Origin of the sequence: Dietzia sp. DQ11-44 (genome assembly GCF_014145205.1) — a bacterium.
Lineage (GTDB): Bacteria > Actinomycetota > Actinomycetes > Mycobacteriales > Mycobacteriaceae > Dietzia > Dietzia natronolimnaea.
Genome location: NZ_JAALEC010000191.1, coordinates 1 through 20,657, shown reverse-complemented (window position 1 = coordinate 20,657; position 20,657 = coordinate 1). Strand labels below are relative to the sequence as shown.

General features: G+C 69.8%; 24 protein-coding genes and 2 pseudogenes. 13 read left to right on the top strand and 13 right to left on the bottom strand.

Going from position 1 to position 20,657, the window contains the following annotated elements:
* Nucleotides 1-354 (top strand): annotated as a pseudogene (locus G6018_RS05970) (class I SAM-dependent methyltransferase); the annotation flags it as partial.
* Nucleotides 355-363: 9 nt separating this feature from the next.
* The gene (locus tag G6018_RS05965) at nt 364-843 is read left to right on the top strand and encodes a nitroreductase family deazaflavin-dependent oxidoreductase (RefSeq protein WP_182609972.1); all 480 of its coding nucleotides are present in this window, start codon (nt 364-366) and stop codon (nt 841-843) included.
* A 6-nt stretch (nt 844-849) separates the two neighbouring features.
* On the opposite strand, the gene G6018_RS05960 is transcribed toward G6018_RS05965, so the two are convergent.
* The gene (locus G6018_RS05960; RefSeq protein WP_179525234.1) at nt 850-1,329 is read right to left on the bottom strand and encodes a MaoC family dehydratase; all 480 of its coding nucleotides are present in this window, start codon (nt 1,327-1,329) and stop codon (nt 850-852) included.
* 142 nt (nt 1,330-1,471) lie between these two features.
* Here G6018_RS05960 and G6018_RS05955 point away from each other — a divergent pair, with 142 nt between their 5' ends.
* The 3 genes from G6018_RS05955 to G6018_RS05945 all read left to right on the top strand — a co-directional run bounded on the left by G6018_RS05955 (nt 1,472) and on the right by G6018_RS05945 (nt 4,927).
* The gene (locus G6018_RS05955; RefSeq protein ID WP_179525235.1) at nt 1,472-2,254 is read left to right on the top strand and encodes a thioesterase family protein; all 783 of its coding nucleotides are present in this window, start codon (nt 1,472-1,474) and stop codon (nt 2,252-2,254) included.
* 220 nt (nt 2,255-2,474) lie between these two features.
* Complete coding sequence (locus tag G6018_RS05950; protein ID WP_182639145.1) at nt 2,475-3,908, top strand: CNNM domain-containing protein; 1,434 nt, start codon at nt 2,475-2,477, stop codon at nt 3,906-3,908.
* Nucleotides 3,908-4,927: a CNNM domain-containing protein gene (locus G6018_RS05945; RefSeq protein ID WP_182639143.1), complete on the top strand. Its 1,020-nt coding sequence runs from the start codon at nt 3,908-3,910 to the stop codon at nt 4,925-4,927. The genes G6018_RS05950 and G6018_RS05945 overlap by 1 nt, the downstream gene beginning before the upstream one ends.
* 21 nt (nt 4,928-4,948) lie before the next feature.
* On the opposite strand, the gene G6018_RS17640 is transcribed toward G6018_RS05945, so the two are convergent.
* Complete coding sequence (locus G6018_RS17640) at nt 4,949-5,860, bottom strand: GNAT family N-acetyltransferase (protein WP_182639141.1); 912 nt, start codon at nt 5,858-5,860, stop codon at nt 4,949-4,951.
* 127 nt (nt 5,861-5,987) lie between these two features.
* Nucleotides 5,988-6,341: a hypothetical protein gene (locus G6018_RS05935; RefSeq protein ID WP_017837741.1), complete on the bottom strand. Its 354-nt coding sequence runs from the start codon at nt 6,339-6,341 to the stop codon at nt 5,988-5,990.
* A 213-nt stretch (nt 6,342-6,554) separates the two neighbouring features.
* Between G6018_RS05935 and G6018_RS17100 the strand changes: the two genes are divergently transcribed.
* Nucleotides 6,555-6,857 (top strand): hypothetical protein, encoded by a 303-nt coding sequence (locus G6018_RS17100; protein ID WP_206685256.1) that lies wholly within the window; start codon nt 6,555-6,557, stop codon nt 6,855-6,857.
* 81 nt (nt 6,858-6,938) lie between these two features.
* Nucleotides 6,939-7,496, top strand: a complete 558-nt coding sequence (locus G6018_RS05930) for a potassium channel family protein (RefSeq protein WP_206682358.1) — start codon at nt 6,939-6,941, stop codon at nt 7,494-7,496.
* A 27-nt stretch (nt 7,497-7,523) separates the two neighbouring features.
* On the opposite strand, the gene G6018_RS05925 is transcribed toward G6018_RS05930, so the two are convergent.
* Nucleotides 7,524-8,027: a DUF309 domain-containing protein gene (locus G6018_RS05925; RefSeq protein ID WP_182639138.1), complete on the bottom strand. Its 504-nt coding sequence runs from the start codon at nt 8,025-8,027 to the stop codon at nt 7,524-7,526.
* A 114-nt stretch (nt 8,028-8,141) separates the two neighbouring features.
* On the opposite strand from G6018_RS05925, the gene G6018_RS05920 reads away from it, so the two are divergent.
* Both G6018_RS05920 and G6018_RS05915 read left to right on the top strand, forming a co-directional pair.
* Nucleotides 8,142-8,924, top strand: a complete 783-nt coding sequence (locus tag G6018_RS05920) for an alpha/beta fold hydrolase (RefSeq protein ID WP_017837744.1) — start codon at nt 8,142-8,144, stop codon at nt 8,922-8,924.
* A gap of 254 nt (nt 8,925-9,178) precedes the next feature.
* Nucleotides 9,179-9,558, top strand: a pseudogene (locus tag G6018_RS05915) (SRPBCC family protein).
* Between the two features lie 524 nt (nt 9,559-10,082).
* On the opposite strand, the gene G6018_RS05910 reads toward G6018_RS05915, so the two are convergent.
* Nucleotides 10,083-11,588, bottom strand: coding sequence for an amidase (locus tag G6018_RS05910; RefSeq protein ID WP_182639135.1), 1,506 nt, complete (start codon nt 11,586-11,588; stop codon nt 10,083-10,085).
* A 67-nt stretch (nt 11,589-11,655) separates the two neighbouring features.
* Here G6018_RS05910 and G6018_RS05905 point away from each other — a divergent pair, with 67 nt between their 5' ends.
* Nucleotides 11,656-12,615 (top strand): alpha/beta hydrolase-fold protein, encoded by a 960-nt coding sequence (locus tag G6018_RS05905; protein ID WP_182609964.1) that lies wholly within the window; start codon nt 11,656-11,658, stop codon nt 12,613-12,615.
* A gap of 56 nt (nt 12,616-12,671) precedes the next feature.
* On the opposite strand, the gene G6018_RS05900 is transcribed toward G6018_RS05905, so the two are convergent.
* Entirely contained in the window at nt 12,672-13,103 is a 432-nt protein-coding gene (locus tag G6018_RS05900) for a DoxX family membrane protein (protein ID WP_179526230.1), read from the bottom strand.
* A gap of 108 nt (nt 13,104-13,211) precedes the next feature.
* Here G6018_RS05900 and G6018_RS05895 point away from each other — a divergent pair, with 108 nt between their 5' ends.
* Complete coding sequence (locus G6018_RS05895) at nt 13,212-13,652, top strand: MarR family transcriptional regulator (RefSeq protein WP_182639133.1); 441 nt, start codon at nt 13,212-13,214, stop codon at nt 13,650-13,652.
* 30 nt (nt 13,653-13,682) lie between these two features.
* On the opposite strand, the gene G6018_RS05890 is transcribed toward G6018_RS05895, so the two are convergent.
* Genes G6018_RS05890 through G6018_RS05880 form a run of 3 tightly spaced genes read right to left on the bottom strand, consistent with a single transcriptional unit; the run spans nt 13,683 to nt 15,358 of the window.
* Nucleotides 13,683-14,120: a PaaI family thioesterase gene (locus G6018_RS05890; protein WP_182639132.1), complete on the bottom strand. Its 438-nt coding sequence runs from the start codon at nt 14,118-14,120 to the stop codon at nt 13,683-13,685.
* Between the two features lie 23 nt (nt 14,121-14,143).
* The gene (locus G6018_RS05885; protein WP_182639130.1) at nt 14,144-14,770 is read right to left on the bottom strand and encodes a GyrI-like domain-containing protein; all 627 of its coding nucleotides are present in this window, start codon (nt 14,768-14,770) and stop codon (nt 14,144-14,146) included.
* A gap of 3 nt (nt 14,771-14,773) precedes the next feature.
* Nucleotides 14,774-15,358 carry a pyridoxamine 5'-phosphate oxidase family protein gene (locus G6018_RS05880; protein ID WP_182639128.1) on the bottom strand — a complete coding sequence of 195 codons (585 nt, stop codon included), beginning with the start codon at nt 15,356-15,358 and terminating at the stop codon, nt 14,774-14,776.
* A 153-nt stretch (nt 15,359-15,511) separates the two neighbouring features.
* Between G6018_RS05880 and G6018_RS05875 the strand changes: the two genes are divergently transcribed.
* On the top strand, nt 15,512-15,667 hold the full coding sequence (locus tag G6018_RS05875; protein WP_187700734.1) for a sigma factor-like helix-turn-helix DNA-binding protein: 156 nt from the start codon (nt 15,512-15,514) through the stop codon (nt 15,665-15,667).
* Between the two features lie 13 nt (nt 15,668-15,680).
* Here G6018_RS05875 and G6018_RS05870 read toward each other — a convergent pair whose 3' ends face one another.
* Together G6018_RS05870 and G6018_RS05865 are read right to left on the bottom strand one after the other, a co-directional pair.
* Entirely contained in the window at nt 15,681-18,050 is a 2,370-nt protein-coding gene (locus tag G6018_RS05870) for an ATP-binding cassette domain-containing protein (protein ID WP_182639126.1), read from the bottom strand.
* Nucleotides 18,051-18,130: 80 nt separating this feature from the next.
* A complete protein-coding gene (locus G6018_RS05865; protein WP_179525250.1) occupies nt 18,131-18,487 on the bottom strand; it encodes a hypothetical protein in 357 nt (118 codons plus the stop codon).
* Nucleotides 18,488-18,640: 153 nt separating this feature from the next.
* On the opposite strand from G6018_RS05865, the gene G6018_RS05860 reads away from it, so the two are divergent.
* Nucleotides 18,641-18,985, top strand: coding sequence for an RNA polymerase-binding protein RbpA (locus tag G6018_RS05860; RefSeq protein ID WP_182639125.1), 345 nt, complete (start codon nt 18,641-18,643; stop codon nt 18,983-18,985).
* Between the two features lie 107 nt (nt 18,986-19,092).
* Here G6018_RS05860 and G6018_RS05855 read toward each other — a convergent pair whose 3' ends face one another.
* Complete coding sequence (locus G6018_RS05855) at nt 19,093-19,860, bottom strand: polyprenol monophosphomannose synthase (protein ID WP_182639150.1); 768 nt, start codon at nt 19,858-19,860, stop codon at nt 19,093-19,095.
* A 12-nt stretch (nt 19,861-19,872) separates the two neighbouring features.
* Nucleotides 19,873-20,657, bottom strand: a 785-nt coding sequence (lnt, locus tag G6018_RS05850) for an apolipoprotein N-acyltransferase (RefSeq protein WP_182610328.1), incomplete at its 5' end; no start/stop codon positions are given.

Genomic DNA, 20,657 nt, shown 5'->3' with positions numbered 1-20,657 from the left:
CCGGCGGTCGTCGAACTCGCCGCGTGGGGCTCGAGGTACGTCTCCGAGGCGGGCCCCGTGGTGCCCTGGTCGGAACTGGTCTCGGCCGTCGACCGCTCTCCGCGGCTGCGTCTGCTGGGGCGGATCGAGGCGACGTCGCACCACGCCGAGACGGTGAGGTTGTGGTCCGAGACGTTCGCCCTCCGGGGGCGGGACGCGGCGGCACTGGGGTTCGACGCCGTGTACCGGCGCATGTGGGCGTTCCATCTCGCGGCGCTCGAGGCCGGGCTGCGCAGGGGGTGGCTCGAGTCCGTCCAGGTGGTCGCCACGGCGAAAAGCACCCTGACCCACCTCGACGGTCCGCCCACGTCCTAGGGTTCGTTCATGAGCAACTTTCTCACCCCGATCGCGATCTGGTTCGGACGTCAGGACGCGACGCGGGAGAACTCCCACCTCGTGGTGACGGTCGACAAGTGGATGAACAGGATCTCCGGTGGCCGCGTCCCGCTGCTCCGGGTGGCGGGGCTGCCCACGCTCACGTTGCACGTCCCGGGCAGGAAGTCCGGTGAGCCGCGCGACACCCCGCTGCTGTTCGCATCGTGGCGCAACGGCCTGGTGGTCGTCGGCTCCAACTGGGGGGGCGAGAAGGCTCCTGCGTGGGTGCACAACCTCCGCGCGGCGGGGGAGGGCGAGGTCGACGTGTCGGTCTACGGCGCCAGGCTCACCGTGGACGTGCGGGAGGTGGCCGAGGACGAGCGGGCGTCGGCCTGGGACGCCGCCGTGAAGGTGTGGCCGAACTACGAGATCTACGCCACCCGCACGACCAGGCACCTGCCTCTCTTCCACCTCACGCCCAGGCTCTGAGACGGCTCAGCGGCGGGCGACCATATTGAGCGCCGTGGCGGTGAGGACCGGTTCGTCGTCCTGGTTGACCAGCGTCACATCCGTGGTGAGCACCCCGCGGTCAGGCTTGCTCCTGGAGGGGCGGACACCGGTCGTCTCGCAGATCAGGGTGAGACGGTCGCCGGGTCGCAGCGGCCGGACCCAGCGGAGCTCGTCGATCCCGGGGGACGCCAGGCTCGCGACAGCGGTGAGGTAGTTGTCGGCGAACAGGCGCATCATGAGCGCCGCGGTCTGCCAGCCGCTCGCGATCAGTCCTCCGAACGGGCCGTGAGCGGCCGCCTCGGGATCAGTGTGGATGCTCTGCGGGTCATACCTGCGGGCGAACTCCATGATCTCCTCGGCGTCCACCGACTCCTCACCGAAGCGGTACGTGCGTCCTTCCTGATAGTCGTCGAGGTACCTGTCGTCGACAGGGGTGTCGAAGGTGTCGTACTGCTCGGCGGTCATCTGTCACTCCTGGGCGCAGGGTCGGGCTCGTGCTTCCGGATCAGAGTCAACCGCACGCGGGTGACGGTGGGTGCCGATTCACGGTCGGTCCCCTCATCACGTGGTAGTCAGTTAGTGACAGTTCACTCGATGGGGGGCATGCGTGGCGTACTTCGAGCGACTCGGTGACCGATGGTTCGACCCGACCTCACACACCACCGGGGCCTGGGATCCGGCGGTGCAGCACATCGGCCCGTCGTTCGGGTTGCTCGTGCACGAGGTGGAGGGTGATCTACGACGTCGGCGGGACGATCCCATGGTGATCTCGCGCCTGACCTACGAGATCCTCGGCACCGTGCCCATGGACCCGGTCGCGGTGGACGTGCAGGTGGTCAGACCGGGGCGCACCATCGAGCTCGTGGAGGCCACGTACGGACTCGCGGATCGCGTGGGAGTCCGCCTGCGCGCGTGGCTGCAGCAACCGAGAGACACCACGGAGCTCGAGGCCGTCGGCCTCGACCCGATCCCGGGACCGACCGACATGCCGCAGTGGGACCCCACCTCGGTCTGGCAGGGCGGGTACCTGGCGTCCGCGGAGGTCCGCCGGGACTCGGTCGGGCCGGGGAGGGCTCGCTACTGGGTGCGCACCGACGTCCCGCTGGTCGCAGGCGAGTCGGTGGGCGGGCTGGCCCGGTCGGCAGCACTGTTCGACATCGCCAACGGAATGGCGGTCCGCGCGGCTCCCGAGGACGTGCAGTTCCCCAACATCGACCTCACCGCCCACCTCTTCCGCGAGCCACGAGGGGAGTGGGTCGGGTTCGACACCCGGGTGAGCTTCGGTCCGGGCGGGCTCGGGCTCACCTCGAGCACCCTGCACGACGAGTCGGGCCCGATCGGTACCCTCGCGCAGACCCTCACCGTCCGCCCCGTCACCCCGGGACGGTGACCGCGGCCGGGGAGTCGTGGTCCCGGGGGGCGGATTGCGTCATACTCGGGGAGTCATCCACATCGACACACGAAACGGAGTGTGTGAGAGGCCCTGATGGGTACCCCCTCTGAAAGGACCGGGTCGGACGACGACCCGGGGCCTAGTCGCCCTCCTCGTTCTTCTCAGGTCCACGGCGCTCGAGTGCCGACACGGCGTCTCCCGAGGGGGAGGTGGCCCCGTGGTCCTGACCCTTCTGATGTTGTTGCTGGGGATCCTCGCGATCCTGGCCATCATCGCCGCGAACGGCTACTTCGTGGCACAGGAATTCGCCTACATGTCCGTGGACAGGAACAGGCTCAAGGCACTGTCCGAGGCGGGAGACGTCGCCGCCCAGCGGGCACTGAGGGTCACGCAACGGACGTCCTTCATGCTGTCGGGTGCCCAGTTGGGCATCACGGTCACCGGCCTGCTGGTCGGGTACGTGGCCGAACCGCTGGTCGGCGAATCGCTGGGGACCCTCCTGGGCGGGGTCGGAGTCCCCGCGGCGGTGAGCGTCACGGTGGGCACCGTCCTGGCGTTGGTGGCCGCGACCGTGGTGCAGATGATCTTCGGCGAGTTGTATCCCAAGAACCTGGCGATCGCGAGCCCGGAGCCCCTGGCCCGCGGTCTGGCGCGGTCCACCACCCTCTACCTGACCGTGTTCGGCTGGCTCATCGTGGTGTTCGACCGGGCGGCGAACCTGCTGCTCAGGGTGGTCGGGGTCACACCGGTCCACGATCTGGACTCCACGGCGACCGCCGAGGATCTCGAGCGAATCGTGGCGGACGCCCGGGAGAGCGGCGATCTGCCCGAGAACCTGTCGGTCCTCATCGACCGGATCCTGGACTTCCCGGATCGCACCGTCGAGCACGCGATGATCCCGCGTCCCCAGACCAGCGTGGTGGGCCCGGATGACACCGTCGGAGAGGTCCGGACGTTGATGGCCTCGGGACACACGAGGTATCCGGTGGTCTCGGAGACTCTGGAGCCGCTGGGGGTCGTTCAGTTGGCCGACCTGCTCCGCGTGGGAGCGAAGGCCGACACCCCGGTCTCGGAGATCATGCGCCCACCGGTGGTCCTGCCCTCGTTGATGTCCCTGCCCCATGCGCTGTCGACGCTGACCCGGTCGAAGACGCAGCTCGCGGCGGTGGTCGACGAGTACGGGGGCTTCGCGGGCGTGTTGACGATCGAGGATCTGGCCGAGGAGTTGGTGGGGGAGCTGACCGACGAACACGACACGGAACCCGAGTCGGTCATCGCGGTCGTGGACGAGGGGATCTGGCGGATGGACGGTGACGTCCACGTCGACGAGGCCGAGAGATCGCTCGGTCATGAGCTTCCGCACGGAGATTACGAGACCATGGCGGGGTTGACCATCTCCGCGCACGGCGAACTCCCGGAAGTGGGTCAGACCGTGCGGGTCGAACTGCCGATCGAGCCCCGGGAACTGATCGCCGAGACACCGCTTCAGTTCGCCCTGGAGATCGAGGTCCTCGAGGTGACCCGGCTGGTCCCCGGCGAACTGCTGGTCCGGTTGGTGGACTCCCAGGAGGAGCACCCGGGGCGTCCCGGGGACGACGGACACCCCGCGACGGGACACGGGCTCGAGCCGGGACGGGGGGAGGAGCGGTGATGGACAATCCGCTCGTCGTCGCCGCGATCACCGTGGCGTTGATCGTCCTGAGCGCCTTCTTCGTGGTGATCGAGTTCGCGCTTCTCGGGGCTCGTCAGCACCGGCTCGAAAAGGACGCGGAGAGGAGCGCCTCGGCGCGGGCCGCCCTGCGGGGGATCAACGAGCTGACCGTCATGCTCGCGGGTGCCCAGTTGGGGATCACCGCCTGCACCTTCGCGCTGGGCGCGGTCACCAAGCCGGCCGTCGACGCCTGGCTCGGGCCTGTCCTCGCCTCCTTGGGCGCGCCGGTACAGGTGGCCGGGGGCGCCGCGTTCGCGCTGTCACTGCTGTTCGTGACGTTCCTCCACCTGGTGGTGGGGGAGATGGCCCCCAAGTCGTGGGCCATCGCGCATCCGGAGTTCTCCGCCAAGTTCATCGGGCTTCCCTCCCGGGGCTTCATCTGGGTGTTCCGGCCGCTACTGCGGTGGGTGAACGAGGTCGCCAACCGTCTGGTCTCCGCCAGTGGCGTCACCCCGGTCGAGCGGGCCGCGGTGGGAGGCCAGGATGCCGCCACGATCCGGCAACTGGTCGAACACTCGGCTTCGGTCGGGGCGTTGGACGAGACATTCAGTTCCCCGCTGACCGGAGCGCTCGGCCTCGATCAGTTGACGGTGGGGTCACTGGTCGACACCGACAGGGCACCCACCGCGGTGGCCGCGGATGCCACCGTGGCGCAGGTTCAGGAGGCCGCGGCTCGGACGGGACACATGCGCATCCTCCTCCTCGATGGGGATTCCACCCCGGAGGTGGTTCATGTGCGCGACACGCTGATGGAGCAGGAGGGCCACCCGGCGCGGGACCTGGCCAGACCGGTGATGCTGCTCGACACCCGGACGCCGGTGTACGAGGCGCTCGCGGTGTCGCGGGAGCGGAGCGAGCAACTCGCCGCGGTCATGGATCACGACCGGTTCGTCGGCGTGATCACGATCTCGGACATCCTGCGCCACATCCTTCCCGAGGAGTCCGGAACCGTCGGCTGACGCGGCGTGAACCCTCAGGGGTCAGAGCTGTCGCAGGTAGCACCGCATCCCGGAGCCGGTGTCCGGGTCGTGGTCGGAGAAGCCGTGACGTTCGTAGAACCGCCGGGCGCCGAGATCGTCCGAGTCCACGTTGATGAGTATCTCCTCGCAGCCGCGCCGTCGGGCCTCGGACACCGACCGGTGCAGGACCCCGGTTCCGATGCCGGCGGCCCTGAGGTCCGGACGAACGTAGAGGTCCTCGAGCTGGGCCAGGGGACCGTCCCAGTACGGGGTCGGGCGAAGGGTGAGAAAGGCGAAGCCGACATCGGTCCCGGCCTCGCGGCCCCGGGGGAGTCCGGCGACGACGGCGAGGACGTCCTCGCGCTCGAGGAGTCGCTCGAACCGTGTCGCCGCCTCTGCCGCGCTCGGGGTGGCGCAGTCGAACTCGGTGTTGAAGTCGTGGAGCAGGCGCCCGAGTGAGGTCGCGTCCGCCGGACCCGCCACGCGGATATCCGCCTGTGCGGCGGGACGCGCAGAAGACGGGGGGACCGGAATACGTTCCCCCTCGAGGAGGCCCTTGAGTCGATCCAGGTCGGCTGCCACGGTGGCGGCGTCCTGCTCGAACTCGTCGTCGTCGTCGTCGTCGGAGAGCTGACGGACGGTCATGACCACCTCCGCGCCGTCCGGATGGGGCAGGACCCGGAGCGGATTGTGGACCATCGCGCCGTCGGGCGGGGTGACCTCGTGGTCCAGGACCCCGAAGTCGTTCCTGGGGACGAATCGGACGCTCACCCTCCCCATGGGGGAGTCGACGACCAGGGTGTCGCCGTCCACGGAGGCCTGCGCGGTGGCCAGCCCAGACGCCCAGGTGGCGAGCTTCGTGTGGTCGGAGGCGAGGTCGTAGACGTCCGCCGGGGAGCGGTGGATCACCGTGCTGACGTGGCGCGTGCGCATCTCGTCAGTGTCCGTCACTCGCCGGCACTGCGCCAGGGGTACGGCGTCAGGGGTTCGGCGCCGGGGGTTCGGCGACAGAGCTCCCGCGTCGGGACACCGTCTCCGGGACACCGCGGTCGGGATCGGCTCAGGCAGAGGGCGGATCGGTGTGGCTGCCCGTTCCCTCGATGCCGGTGACGGTGGTGAGGAGGAAGACCGAGTCCTCCAGGGCCGTGACGGCGTGCCGGTGGTGGGTGAGGGCGTGGAGTTCGCCGGCGCCGATGTCGACCGTGGTCTCGCCGGTCACCCGCACCGCCCCCCGGAGCAGGTAGAGGCTCGCTGCCGGGGGAGAGTTGTGCTCCTCGAGTTCGGTGCCCGCCGTCAGGGCCAACAGCGACTGGCGGAGAGGTCCTTCGTGGACGATGATCTCGGCGTGTCGGCCGTGCGGGGCGTCGGCAGCTCGGGCGAGTATGCGATCGGCGGTGTCGTTGACAGTGGTCATGGGTCGATCTCCCAGCCTTGACGGGTGCGTGCCCCTGACGCTACGCGCATCCCCGGGGCCCGGACCCGTGGAGACGGAAGCGTGTGGCGCGGATCCCGCGCACGGCCACACCCGGTGGCGTCCGGCCCGTCGGCTCGGGCCGCCCACGCACCCGAGACGCTGCCCGCCAGGCGAAGGGATAGCATCCGGGCACGGCGCGCGGTGCCGAGGGGCGTGAGGACGACCCTCGACGTCCGCCGGGTGGGGCCACCCTGTGCCACCCATGACTGCGGCCCGCCGCCGCCCGTTCACACCGTGGTCGGCGCCGGGATCATCGCTCTCGGCCTGATGGACGTGTTTCGCGCGCTGATGCACCCACGCAGCGAGGCGGCACTCAGCAAGGTGGTGTTCTCCGCACTGTGGGCGGTCTCCCGGCGGTTCGGGCACCGTCTGGGCTCGATCGTGGGCCCCGCGGGGATGGTGGTCACTGTTCTGGTCTGGGTGTTGCTGCAGGCAGTGGGGTGGGCGCTGGTCTAACTCCCGCACGTCCCGGACGGATTCGACTACTCCTCCGGAATCGACCCCGGTCGATACCCGGTCGCCGCCGAGGCGCTCTACGTGTCCCTCGTGACCCTGGCCACCCTGGGGTTCGGGGACGTGGTGGCCACGGAACCTCTCATCCGCGTTCTGGCCCCGGTGGAGGCGCTGACGGGGTTCGCGCTGCTGACCGCGTCCCTCACCTGGTTCATGCAGATCTATCCGCCGCTCTCGCGTCGTAGCGCACTGGCCCTGCGGCTCCACGGATTGGCGGAAGCCGACTTCGCCGCGGCGGTTCGAGACCTCTCCCCGGACACCATCTCGCGGGTGACGGAGGGCCTCGCCACGGAGATCAACGTCGTGACCGTGGATCTGACACAGCATTCGGAGACCTACTATTTCCAGGAGGCCAATCCCTACCAGGCGTTGTCCCGCCAGGTGCATTACGCGCTGGAGCTGTGTGATGCCGTCGCGGAGGTCGACACCGTGGAGGCGCGTGTCGGGGCAAGTACGTTGTCGGCGTCGCTGGACCGCCTCGCGGTGCCACTCAGCCAATTCACCGGCCGGGAGGGGGACGCCGGAGTCCGAGAGGTCCTCGCCGCGTATTCCGCGGATCACCAGCGGGCCGCGCGCGGCTGAAAGGCCGTCCCGAACGGTGACGAGGCCCTAGCGCGGACGTGGCCGGTGCTTCAGATGCGGTCTCAGTCGAGGGGGAGCGGGGACTGTGCCTCGGCGGAGTTCGGTGATGAGGTCGCTGGCGTGGGTGACCAATCCGGCGGCATCGATCCCGTGGGGTGCCGGGCCGTCCCGGCCACCGATACGGTCGGCCGCACGCTCGAGTAGCGCCAGGGCCCCCGTGGTGTTGCCACGCTGGATGTGGGTGATGCCCACTGCCAGCTGGGCGAGGCCCTGCCAGAGCTCCCGCTCGTCAGCGGGGGAGCTCTTCCACGCGCCTTCCAGCACCTCGTGCGCGTGGAAGGCGAGGCCGCGGTCCAGCAGGTCCTGCGCCCACGCCAACGATTCGTCGGGGGGCAGGTCCAGGTCGTCGGGAATGCGCTCGACTCCGAGGCTCCCCGGTGGCAGAGGTCGGCCGAGTTCGTCGCGGGGACGCGCGTTGCGCGCGCGGCCGTCCTCGTCACGATCGCGGTCGATGCCGTCCGGGGTGCGCATCTCTAGATCGTCCCATCCGTCGTCGCCGGTCTGCCACCTCGGACCCGGGCACCGGGCCCCGATCGTGGCAGGTCGCACGCGACCTGTCCGCCGCGCACTCCGTAGGCTTGACTGATGACGTTGCATCATGTTCGACGCGGTCAGGGCAGTCCACTACTTCTCGTACACGGCCTCGGCGCGGGGTGGCGATCGTGGGAGCCCATCATCGACGACCTGGCCGCGAGCCGGGAGATCATCGCGGTCGACCTGCCGGGGTTCGGCGAGTCCCCACCGCTCGACGGTGAGGTCTCCATAGCGACGTTGACCGACGCGGTCGCCCGGTTCATCGACGAGTCGGGTCTGCACGGGGTCTCCACGGCCGGGCAGTCGATGGGTGGGCGGATCGTGCTCGAGCTGGCCCGGCGCGGCGTCGGTGGTGACACCGTGGCGTTGGACCCCGGTGGATTCTGGAGCGATCGTGAGCTGGCGATCTTCAGCGCCACCCTGCGACCGTCGATCGCCCTGGTCAGCGCACTGCGCGGAGCGCTTCCGGTTCTGCTGGGTAATCCGGTGAGTCGGACCGCGCTGCTGGCGCAGCTCTCCGTGCGCCCCTGGGCCCTGCCGGCGCGGACCGTGCTGCCCGACGTGGCGGGACTGGCCGACGCGCCTGGGACGGGCGCGGCGATGGACGCGCTGACGAAGGGCCCGAAGCAGCAGGGCGCCCCCGCGGGCTCGGTCCCGGGACGGGTCACCATCGGTTGGGGTCGCCGCGATCTGGTGACACTTCCGGCCCAGGCTCACCGAGCCGCGCGCGCGTTCCCCGACGCGACACTGCACTGGTTCGATCGGTGCGGCCACTTCCCGCAGTGGGACGCGCCCCGGGAAGCGGTTCGGCTCATCCTGGACCGGACCAGCTGACTCGGCGGGTTCCGCTGGGGTGTTGTGGTGACCACCGTCGACGGTTGCGCCAGCGCGGTGCTCTACCTCCATGGGGTGATGATCCGTCGCGTCCGCGAACAGGGGAGTCCGCTGTCGCCGGGGTGGAGCGGCCCACCGCGAGAAGTTGGCGGACAGGGCCGCGAGCTGAGGGGCCGGGCCGGTCGATGACACACCTCGCATCCGCCACGTGGCTGAGTTCGATGATCAGAGTCCGCACGACGCTTCGGCGCGGGATGTGGACGACCGAACTGCGGATGAACGTGGACCCGGAGACCGTGTGGACGGTCATCACCGATGTGCGGTGTTGGCCGCGATGGGGCCCACCGTCTCGGATGCCCGGGTCGACGGCGACTCCAGCTTGACGGCCGGTGCGCGGGGGACGGTCACGACCGTGGCGGGCCTGTCCCTGCCGTTCGAGATCACCGACTTCGTGGATCGGCGGCTGTGGGCGTGGAGGGTGGCCGGTGTGAATGCGACCCGGCACGAGGTCATCGGAGTGCCGGGCGGTTGTGTCGTCAGCTTCGGGGCCCCGGTCTGGGCGGCGGGATACCTACCGGTGCTGGCTCTCGCGTTGCCGCGGATCGAACGGATCGCGGTCGAACGAGCTCACTGAGACGGGTCGGCGTCGGTGGGGGCGTGACGTGAGCACGAGGCCGTGAGCATCTGACCCATGGGCTGCAGAGATTCTCCCGCAGCAGGTCGGGGCTCTGACTTTACATAATGTAGATTATCGGCACTTAACCATAAGGCTGATAGCAGTGGGCCCTGCAGCGATGCTGTCGATCGTGCCGCCCGGTTGTCGGGCCCGGCGCCGCGTGCTTCTGTCGGGCTGTTCCGGGTCGCCCCGCTCATCGGCTGAGGTCGCCACCATATCGACGCTGTCTCCGCCCATGTCGTTCGCGACGGCCGACTCCGTCGTGGGGTGACGCCCTGTGGGCGGCCTGGCCCCGAGGTGTCACCCGGTACCGCCGGGCGTGGACTCTGGCGGGCGGAACCAGTCAGACGGGTGGAACCCGACCTGACGGGTTAATCGCCGGCTCTTCGGGGCGACACCGGGGCGGCTGGCTGGCTGCGCTCACAACGTCACAGTGACGTTTCCAGGGGCACTCCCCGTGTTGCCGGGTGACGTTCCCCGAGCTATCGAGGTCGCCCCGCGCCGGCGGGTACGGGCGGCCGCCGGTGATCCCACGGCACCGCCTGCTCGAGCTGACCGGCGAGGCGCAGGAGCATGGCTTCACCCCCGAGCTGTGAGATGAACTGCACCCCCATGGGCACGCCCTCCGGGGTCCGGTGCAGGGGCAGCGAGAGCGCCGGTCGGCCGGTGAGATTGGCCAGCTGGGTGTACGGGATCCAGTTGAGGTTGTTGTCGATCATCGATTCCACGAGCCCCGAGCGTCGCAGCAGGCCGGCTGTCCGGGTCTTGAGTAGCCCGGTCGCCGCACGGTGTGCCAGTCGAGGGGTGTCCAGCGCGCCGATACGCGGCGGCAGGTCGGCCAGCGTGGGCGTGACCAGGAGGTCGTAGCCGTCGAAGAAGGCCGACAACCGCCGCACGTGCTCGTGTCGACGCATCACCGTGTCGACGTACTCGACACTGCTGTGCGCTCGTCCGAGGGCCGCCATGATCTGCGTGTCGAGCTCGAAGTCACCGTCCCGGCACCCCGTGCGCCGCTTGGCGTCGTCGACCTGCCACGCCAGGACCACGAACCAGGTGGCGAGGAAGTCGCGGGCCAACGCCAGGTCGTCGACCGGTTGCTCGGTGAGCAACTCCACGTCATGACCGAGGTCGGACAGCGTCCGTGCGGCCGCCTCCACCGACGCCAAGGCCTCCGGATGGGGCTCGGAGTTAATCGAGGATGCGGTGCACACACCGATCCGCAGCCGTCCCGGATCCTGACCGACCTGCGAGAGGAAGCTCTCGGTGGGCACCCCGGGAACGTAGGGTCCGCTCGGCTCCCCTCCCGCCAACACGTCCAGCATCGCCGCGGAGTCGCGGACGGAGCGCGAGATCACGCCGTTCGTCGCCGCACCGTGCATCGCCTCCCCGAGCGACGGCCCCATCGGAACCAGGCCGCGGCCCGGTTTGAGTCCGACCAGCCCGCAGCAGGCGGCCGGGATGCGGATCGAACCGCCGCCGTCGCTGGCCCCCGCCACGGGGACGACACCGGCCGCAACCGCCGCGGCTGACCCTCCCGAGGAACCTCCGGGCGTCCTGCTCGCATCCCACGGGTTGCGGGCGGGACCGAAGAGGTCCGGTTCGGTGATGCCCTTCGCGCCGAACTCCGGGGTGTTGGTCTTGCCGAAGATGACGAGGCCCGAGTCGAGCCAGCGCTGTACCACTGTCGAATGCTCGGCCGCCGGGATACGGGACAGGGGCCGCGAGCCTCCGCTGGTCGGCACCCCGCGGTAGTCCTGACCGAGGTCCTTGATGAGGAAGGGAACGCCGGCGAAGGGGCCGTCGAGCGGCCCCGCCACCCGTTCCCGGGCCCGGTCGTCCATCCGCTGGACGATGGCGTTGAGGTGCGGATTGACGGCGTCCGCCTGCTGTAACGCGACCTCGAGCAACTCGCCCGCGGTCACCTCTCCCGACCTGACCGAGTCGGCCAGGCCGAGGGCGTCGTGGCGACGATACTCATCGATGTGCATGGATTGTGAGTGTACTCAGAGGCCGTCCGCCTGGGCGGGTGAGCGCGAGATGCGCCAGACTCGGGGCATGACGGAGTCGACGTTCCCCCGACCCCTCCGGGCCGTGGCGTGCCTCGTGCTCACGATCGCGATGGGCGCGTGTGCAGGACAGTCCGGGGATCGCTCCCCGCCCGCGTCGATCCCGACGGATGAGTCGCGGGATCTGACCAGCCACTCGACAGTGCTGGACGACCTCACCCGGAACTGGACCGTCTACCGCCCCCCGGCGGCGGAGGACCCCTCGGCGCCCGTACTGCTCGTCATCCACGGGACCGGGGACACCGGCTCGGGGATCCGCAACGGGATAGGTCCTGACCTGGAGCGCCTGGCCGACGACGAGGGCTTCGCGATCGTCTACGTCGACGGCCACGAGAACAACTGGAACGAGTGCCGGAGGGAGGGCGACTGGCCCGCCAAGGAGGACGACCTCGACGACGTGGGGCTCTTCCGGCAGGCCGCCGGGTCGCTCGGGACGACCGGCCCGGTCTACGCGGTGGGCTTCTCCTCCGGCGGACACATGGCCATGCGACTCGCCCTCGAGGCGCCGGACCTCGTCGACGGGGTCGCGGCGGTGGCCGCCAATCCCCCGACCCGGGAGAACCTGGGCTGTGGGGTCGATGGCGAGCCGGTTCCGATCATGTTTGTCCAAGGGCGTCAGGACCCGATCAACCCGATCGACGGTGGTGAGGTCCGCGTGGGATCGGGCCTCGCCGCGCAGTCGCGGGGCGAGGTGCTGTCCGCCGTGGACGGCGCGGAGTGGTTCGCCCGACACAACGGGGTCGCGGTCGACGGGTCGTCCCCGTCGGTCAGTCGTGAGGGCGACGCCGAGACGATCACCTGGGAAGGCCCGGATCCCGTGCGGCTGGTGATGGTGGACCGGGTCGGCCACTCCTTCCCCACCCTGTCCGGCAGGTGGGGCCGCGACGGTGGGGCCCGGTACGACGCGCCCGGCGAGATCTGGCGGTTCTTCTCCCCCGGCCCGCCGTGAGGACGCCCGGTCGACCCGGCTCACCCGGGCCGCACTGAGCGTGTCGGAGCCGGTGGTCAGCCGCGTCGGCCGCGCCACGCTCTCCACGCCCCGGTGGACCACAGTGCCCACGCCACCAGGAGGGGCTGGAAGAACAGTCGGATGAGGCGGGCGCGGTCGGTGTCCAGTCCGAAGGCGGCCGTGCCGGTGACGTACTGCGAGATGTTGCCGGGGAAGATCGCGACGAAGAAGCCGGCGGTGACCCACCCCACGGCGGGCCGGAATCTCGTCGGCGCCAGGATGAGGGCGGCGCCCAGTCCTATCTCGACGACACCGGAGGCCAGCACCACGAAGTCCGGGTCCAGGGGCACCCAGGTGGGCACCTGGGCCTGGAACTCCTGCCGCATGGTGGTCAGGTGTCCCACGCCGGCGCCCAGCAGTGCGGCGCCGAGGGTCCAGCGTCCCAGGTGACGGATCACCTCGCCGGCCCGGCCCGGGCGTCGTGTCATCCGGGTGCCGGTGCGTCCGGCCGGTCGCGTACCTGGGGTGTGCTCCATGACAGAAGTATTGCGCACAACTCAATTGTGCGCAATCGAATTCTGCGGGACAATGGGGAGATGGACGCCGATCTCCGCCTCGACCAGCAGGTCTGCTTTGCCCTCTACGTCGCTTCCAGGGCGTCGACAGCGGCCTATCGGGAGGCCCTGGCCTCGGCCGGGCTCACCTATCCCCAGTATCTGGTGATGCTCGCCCTGTGGGAGGAGGACGGTCTGACGATCCGACAGCTGGGCGACCGGATGCTCCTGGACTCCGGCACCCTCTCCCCGCTGATCTCGCGGATGGAGGCCGCCGGACTGGTGTCGCGTCACCGGGCGGGCGGGGACGCCCGGAGTGTGACCGTCGTGCTGACCGACGCCGGGCACGCCCTCCGCGACGAGGCGGGCCGCATCCAGTGCTCCCTGTTGGAGAAGCTGGACCTGCCGGCGGAGGACCTCCTCGAACTGCGTCGACTGGCGCGGAGTGTCGTGGCGGCGCTGGAGCGTGCCGACGCGACGTGAGTCCGGGGCGCCGCCGGGCCCCGGGTGGGGTCAGCTGTGCCGAGCCGGATCCGGCCGCGGAACGTTCTGCAGCCTGAGTTGGCCCCTCGCGAGTACGGTGCCGCTCTCGGACTGGCGGATCACCACGTCCCACAGCTGCTGACCGCGCCCCTGGAACAACGCTTCCGCGCTCACGTCGACCCGCCCGCCCGTCGACGCCCGCAGGAAGTCGGTGCCGTTGTGGACACCGACCGCGATCTGGCCCCGGTCGGCCACGGCGGCTCCGGCGCCCGCGCCGCCCGCGGACTCGACGATGCTGGCGTAGACACCTCCGTGGACGGTCCCCCACGCGGTGAGGTGGTCCTCGCCCAGAACCGCATGGCCCCTGAGGCTCGTCGCGGTCACCTCGTCGATGACGAGCCCTGAGGCTCGGACGAACCTGCTCGCGTCATCGGAAGAGGCATCGGGGAATCCGTCGGAGGTGGTCATGAGTTCTTTCTACCCGCACCCGATCACTGCTCCGCGGCGCTCGCCACGGGTTGGCGCAGTATCGTCCGCAGCCGAGCCGGTTCGGTCTTGCGCGCGTCGGAGAGATAGATCTCGTGGTGGTGCCCCGAGGCGATCAGGCCGCGACCGGTGATGGCCTGCTCGTGCATCCGGGCGATGACCGGACCCTCCGCGTCGTACGGTCCGACGTGCAGGGTCTGGACGGCCGGGCCCTCCGCGAACTCCTCGAGGCGGACCCGGTCCACCGCGACGTGAGGCTTCCTCCGGGTCACCGTCTCCACGGCGGAGGCCACCATGTCCTCGGTGACCCAGTCCGGCTGCCAGATCATCATGGTCCACGCCCAGGCGTCCTTGTCCCGCGCGGTGAACACCCCGAGGTCGTCGGCGTACCAGAGACCCTCGAGCGGGCCGACGGTGTGGACTCGCCCGAGTTCGACCCTGGCCACCGCCCGCACCGCATAGGAGCACGTGTACAGCGCCTCGAGCACCTTGCCGTAGTCCGCGGAGGTGTTGGGGTTCCCCGAGCCGTCGGCCGTGAGGAATCGCATCGGTGGTACCTCGACCAGGTCGAACCTCCCGACTGTGCCGTTGTAGAGGTCCCTGCGCTGGCGTTTGATGTCGAAGGTTCCCACGTCTCACCCTTCCCGCAGTTCGTCGATCTGCCGGCGGTACACCTCGGTGAGGTCGTCGATGTACGCGCGATCCCACCTCGGCGTGATGTGCTTGCTGCAGTTGGCGTCGGCGGCCACGAGATCCACGACGATCGCCCTCTCGACATGCCCGGTGTAGGTCCTCTCCCCCATCGACCGCAGGCGCCCGATCACGTCCGGGTCCCGGTCCGGTTCGATGACCCGGGCGTGACCGAACACCTTGAGCCTGGCCCGGGTGGGATAGTCCACGAAGAGCAGACAGACGCGCCCGTCGTGGTCCATGTTGCCCACGGAGACGTACTGGCGGTTTCCGCGGAACTCCAGCCACGCGAGAGAGGTGGGCGTCAGGACGTGGACGAACCCGGTGGGTCCCCCGCGGTGCTGGACGTACGGCCACCCGGACTCGGTGACGCTCGAGAGGAGGAAGTGGTCGGCGCGCCGGATCAGCGCGCAGTCCGTGCCCTCCAGGGCGAATTCGCCGGTCTCCGTCGGCCTGGTGACGCCCGTCGACTCCTGCCGTGCACGGGCGGCGGGACCGAACGCGATCTCGGGATATCGGTTGGTGGGCATGACCACGACCCTAGTCCGCCGTACCGGACCGTCAACCCTGATTGACGCGCCCGGTGCTGTCAACGTAGGTTGACGAACGAGGTGAGGAATGTGAACACGACCTATGACGACGCCGACGACCACGAGGACGACACGCCGAACCCGGTCGCCCGCCTGGCCGCGATCGCGGAGGCGAGGGCGGCGCTCGCCCGGGAGGAGTCGGCGGCGGTCCGACACGCTCGGCTGCACGGGTTGAGCTGGGCGGAGATCGGAGTCGTCCTCGGAGTGAGCAAGCAGGCACTGCACAAGCGGTTCGGTAAGGCGGGGTGATCGCCGGTACCCCTCACCCGATCGCGGGCTCGACACCCTCCGCCACGTACCGCGCGAGGTGCTCACCGGTGAGCGTGGACCGGGCTGCCACGAGCTCGGCGGGCGTGCCCTCGAACACGACGCGGCCGCCACCGTGGCCGGCCCCGGGACCGAGGTCGATGATCCAGTCCGCGTGGGCCATGACGGCCTGGTGGTGCTCGATGACGACGACGGACCTGCCCGCGTCCACCAGCCGGTCGAGCATGCCCAGCAGGTTCCTGACGTCGGCCAGATGCAGTCCTGTGGTCGGTTCGTCGAGCACGTAGACCTCCGCTTTGTCCGCCATCTGCGCGGCCAGCTTGAGACGTTGCCGCTCCCCTCCCGACAGCGTGGTCAGCGGTTGTCCCAGCCGGACGTAGCCCAGTCCCACGTCGCGGAGCCGGAGCAGGATCTTGTGCGCGGCCGGGATCCGCGCCGGTCCCTCGCGGAAGAACTCCTCTGCCGTGGCCACCGACATCGCCAGGACCTCACCGATGTTGCGCTCCCCCAACCGGTACTCCAGGACCTCGGCCTGGAAGCGCCGGCCCTCGCAGTCGTCGCACGTCGTGGCGACCCCCGCCATCAGACCGAGATCGCTGTAGATCACGCCCGCCCCCTTGCACGTGGGGCACGCGCCCTCGGAGTTGGGGCTGAACAGGGCGGGTTTGACCCCGTTGGCCTTGGCGAAGGCCTTCCGGATGGGCTCGAGCAGCCCGGTGTAGGTGGCCGGGTTGCTGCGGCGGGACCCGCGGATCGCGGCCTGGTCGATCGCGACCACACCGGGAAGTGGGGAGACCGACCCGTGGATGAGCGAGCTCTTCCCGGAGCCGGCCACGCCGGTCACCACGCACAGCACGCCCAGCGGGATGTCGACGTCGACGTCCCGGACATTGTGGGCGGTCGCGCCCCGCACCTCGAGGTGGCCGGTCGCCCTGCGGACCCCGACCTTGAGCGTCGCGCGGTCGTCGAGGTGGCGGCCGGTGACCGTGTCGCTTCCCCGGAGGCCGGCGACCGACCCCTCGTAGCAGATCTCGCCACCGGTGGACCCGGCACCGGGCCCCAGGTCCACCACGTGATCGGCGATGGCGATGATCTCCGGCTTGTGCTCCACCACGAGGACGGTGTTCCCCTTGTCACGCAGCCGCAACAGCAGATCGTTCATCCGCTGGATGTCGTGCGGGTGCAGACCGATCGACGGCTCGTCGAACACATAGGTCACGTCGGTCAGCGCCGACCCCAGGTGTCTGATCATCTTGACGCGCTGCGACTCACCACCGGAGAGCGTGCCGGCCGGCCGGTACAGGGAGAGGTAGCCCAATCCGATCTCCACGAAGGAGTCCAGGGTGTGCTGCAGCGCGGCGAGCAGCGGGGCGACCGATGGTTCGGAGAGCCCGCGAAGCCACTCGGCCAGGTCGGTGATCTGCATGGCGGAGGCATCGGCGATGTTCAGTGCGCCGATCCGCGACGATCGTGCGCCCTCGTTCAGGCGGGTGCCGTCACACTCCGGACAGGTGGTGAACACCACGGCTCGCTCCACGAATGCCCGGATGTGCGGCTGCATCGCCTCGACGTCCTTGGCCAGCATCGACTTCTGGATCTTCGGGATGAGCCCCTCGAAGGTCACGTTGATCCCGTCGGCCTTGATCTTGACCGGTTCCCTCCGGAGCAGGTCGTGCATCTCCTGTTCGGTGAAATCGCGGACTGGCTTGTCCATGTCGAAGAAGCCGGACCCCGCGTAGATGCGTCCGTACCACCCGTCCATCGAGTACCCGGGTACCGTGATGGCCCCCTCGGCGAGGGACCTGGACCGGTCGACCAGAGCGTCGACGTCGAAGTCGGACACCGACCCACGCCCCTCGCACCTGGCGCACATCCCGCCGGTGATGGAGAACTCCGCCTTCTGCCGGGTGCCGTCCGCCTTCGTCAGGATGCCCGCCCCGCTGGCGGACGCGACGTTGAACGAATACGCCTTGGGTCCGCCGATGTGCGGCTCCGCCAGTCTGCTGAACAGGATGCGCAGCAGGGCTCCGGTGTCGGTGGCCGTGCCGACCGTCGAACGTGGGTCGGATCCCATGCGCTCCTGATCCACCACGATGGCGGTGGTGAGGCCATCGAGGAGGTCCACGTCGGGGCGCGCGAGGGTGGGCATGAAGCCCTGGAGGAACGCGCTGTAGGTCTCGCTGATCATCCGCTGGGACTCGGCGGCGATCGTGGCGAAGACCAGTGAGCTCTTGCCGGAACCGGACACCCCGGTGAAGACCGTGAGCCGTCGTTTGGGCAGGTCGACGTTGATCGACTTCAGGTTGTTCTCCCGCGCCCCCCGGACGCGGATGACGTCATGGGAATCGGCGATGTGCTCACTCACGGGGCGTCTCCTCGCTGGGGTGTCTGCGGTCAACCGTAGGTGCCGGACACCTCGCCGGGGAGGGATACCTCAGTCGCGGTTCACCTCAGTCGTTCGGCGCGCCGGGCAGCGTCCACCAGGTCACCGGACATCCGGGCCAACTCGGTGGCGTCCTCTCCCTCGAGGATCGCGGTGCGCAGGTCCTCGCACGCGCACCTGAGCTGGAACATCCGGTCCATGAGGTCCGTCGACTCGGCTTCCGAGAGCACCACCGTCCCCTCCGGCAGTTCGCGGACCCGCAGAGACTGCCGTTGCTCGTAGGCGCGCTGACGGCACGACCGGCGGCAGTACCGTCGTCGTCGGCCCGTGTCGCCCTCGTCCACCGGACGCCCGCACCACGCGCACGAGGCCTCGCCCCGCCGAGGCGGGGGTTGAGCGGCGGGGGCGTCGGTGTCCACGGAGGTCAGGGTACCGAGACGGTCCCCGGCTGGCCTGCTGCCCTATCCCGTGGGAACATTTGGGGGGTCACCTGGCGTTACATCACCAGGAACACGGCAGCGTCGTGTCGCAGGCAGCTGGACAGACGGACGAACACGGTAGAAGGAGTTCGCATGGCAGATCGAGTCCTCAGAGGCAGCCGCCTCGGTGCGGTGAGCTACGAGACCGACCGGGACACCGATCTCGCGCCCCGGCGGATGGCCAAGTACCAGACGGAGAACGGCGAGGTGTACGAGGTCCCGTTCGCCGATGACGCCGAGATCCCCGGGACCTGGATGTGCAAGAACGGCCAGGAGGGCCAGCTCATCGACGGTCCGGCGGTCGAGGTCAAGAAGGGCAAGCCGCCGCGTACCCACTGGGACATGCTCCTCGAGCGTCGCTCGCTCGACGACCTCGAGGACCTGCTCAAGGAGCGGATGGAGATCCTCAAGAAGCGTCGGCGCGCCGGCGCCCGCTGAGCATCCTGACGCCGGGCATCACGACCCGGCAAGGACGCCCCGGCCCCCTCACGGGGCCGGGGCGTCCTGCGTTCAGGGGTGCCAGGTCGGCTCCGGAGGGCGCCGGCTCAGCGCCGGACGAGTGACGTCAGTTGACGGCGCCGCTTCTCCCAGCCCCAGCGGGCCACGTTCACGGCGGCCTCCCGGAAGATCGACTCGCTCATCTTGGACTGCCCGACGGTGCGCTCGGTGAAGGTGATCGGGACCTCGACGACCGTGCCCCCGGAGTTCAGCAGCCGCCAGGTCATGTCGATCTGGAAGCAGTAGCCCTTCGACTCGATCGCGTCCAGGTCGAGGCGTGTCAGTGACTCACTGCGATAGGCCCGGAAGCCGGCGGTGATGTCCTTGATGCCCACCCCCAGCATGATCCGGGAGTAGACGTTGCCGCCGCGGGAGATCACGTGGCGCTGCCACGGCCAGTTCTCCACGCTGCCGCCGGGCACGTAGCGCGACCCGATCACCAGGTCCGCGCCGTCGTCGACCGCCGCGAGCATCGCGGGCAGGCGCTCGGGCGGGTGGCTGCCGTCCGCGTCCATCTCCACCAGCACGGTGTAGCCGCGCTCCAGTCCCCAGCGGAATCCGGCGATGTAGGCCGCCCCGAGCCCCTGCTTGCCCGGGCGGTGCAGCACGGTGATCCGCCCCCGCGTGTCCCCGGCGGCGAGCTGGTCGGCGACCTCCCCCGTGCCGTCGGGGCTGTTGTCGTCCGCGATGAGGACAGCCACGTCGGGAGCTGACGCGAGCAGACGCTCGACGACGCCGGGCAGGTTGTCCCGCTCGTCGTACGTGGGGATGATCACCAGGGTCCCCGCGGACGCAGCGGCGGGCTCAGGCGCCATCGGATCGGTCACTTACGTCTCCTCGTGCTCGGTCGCGGGTCGCTGCCGGGTGCGGATCAACGCCCATCCCAGGCCGACGAGCCCGATGAGACAGCTCACCATCTGCGGTATGCCGCCCAGTCGGGTTGCCATCGTACCGGCGGTCCCCAACTCGACCCGCGCCGCCAGCGTCGCGGGCTCGAAGATCCCGGTCTCCTGGAGCACCTCACCGTCGGGGCCGATCACCGCGCTGACCCCGCTCGTGGCGGCGATGAGGACGGGGACGTGGTGCTCCACGGCCCGGACCCGCGACATCGCGAGTTGCTGGTAGGTCATCGGGGATCTGCCGAACGTCGCGTTGTTGGTGGGCACGGTGAGGATCTGCGCGCCGCGCGCGATCGGTTCACGGGCCGCGGCGTCGAAGGCGATCTCGAAGCAGATGGCCACACCGAGGTCGATCCCGGCCGCGGTGATGAGCCCGGTGCCGTCGCCCGGGACGAAGTGCCCCGCGGTCCGGGCGATCGGGAACAGCGCTTCGAGCGGCGCGCGGAGGGGCAACCACTCCCCGAATGGCTGGATGTACTTCTTGTCGTGACGGTCGACCACCGGCCCGGCGGCGGAATCGGACGATCGGCCGTCCCAGACCAGGTACGAGTTGGTGGCCTCGGGGCCGTCACCCACACGCAGGACGGTGCCCACGAGGATCGGGGCGTCCAGGCGTCGGGACAGGGCGGTGATCTGGTCGCCGGCCAGTCTGTCGGCCAGGGGCGAGATGTCGGAGGCGTTCTCCGGCCACAACACCAGGTCGGGCCGGGCCG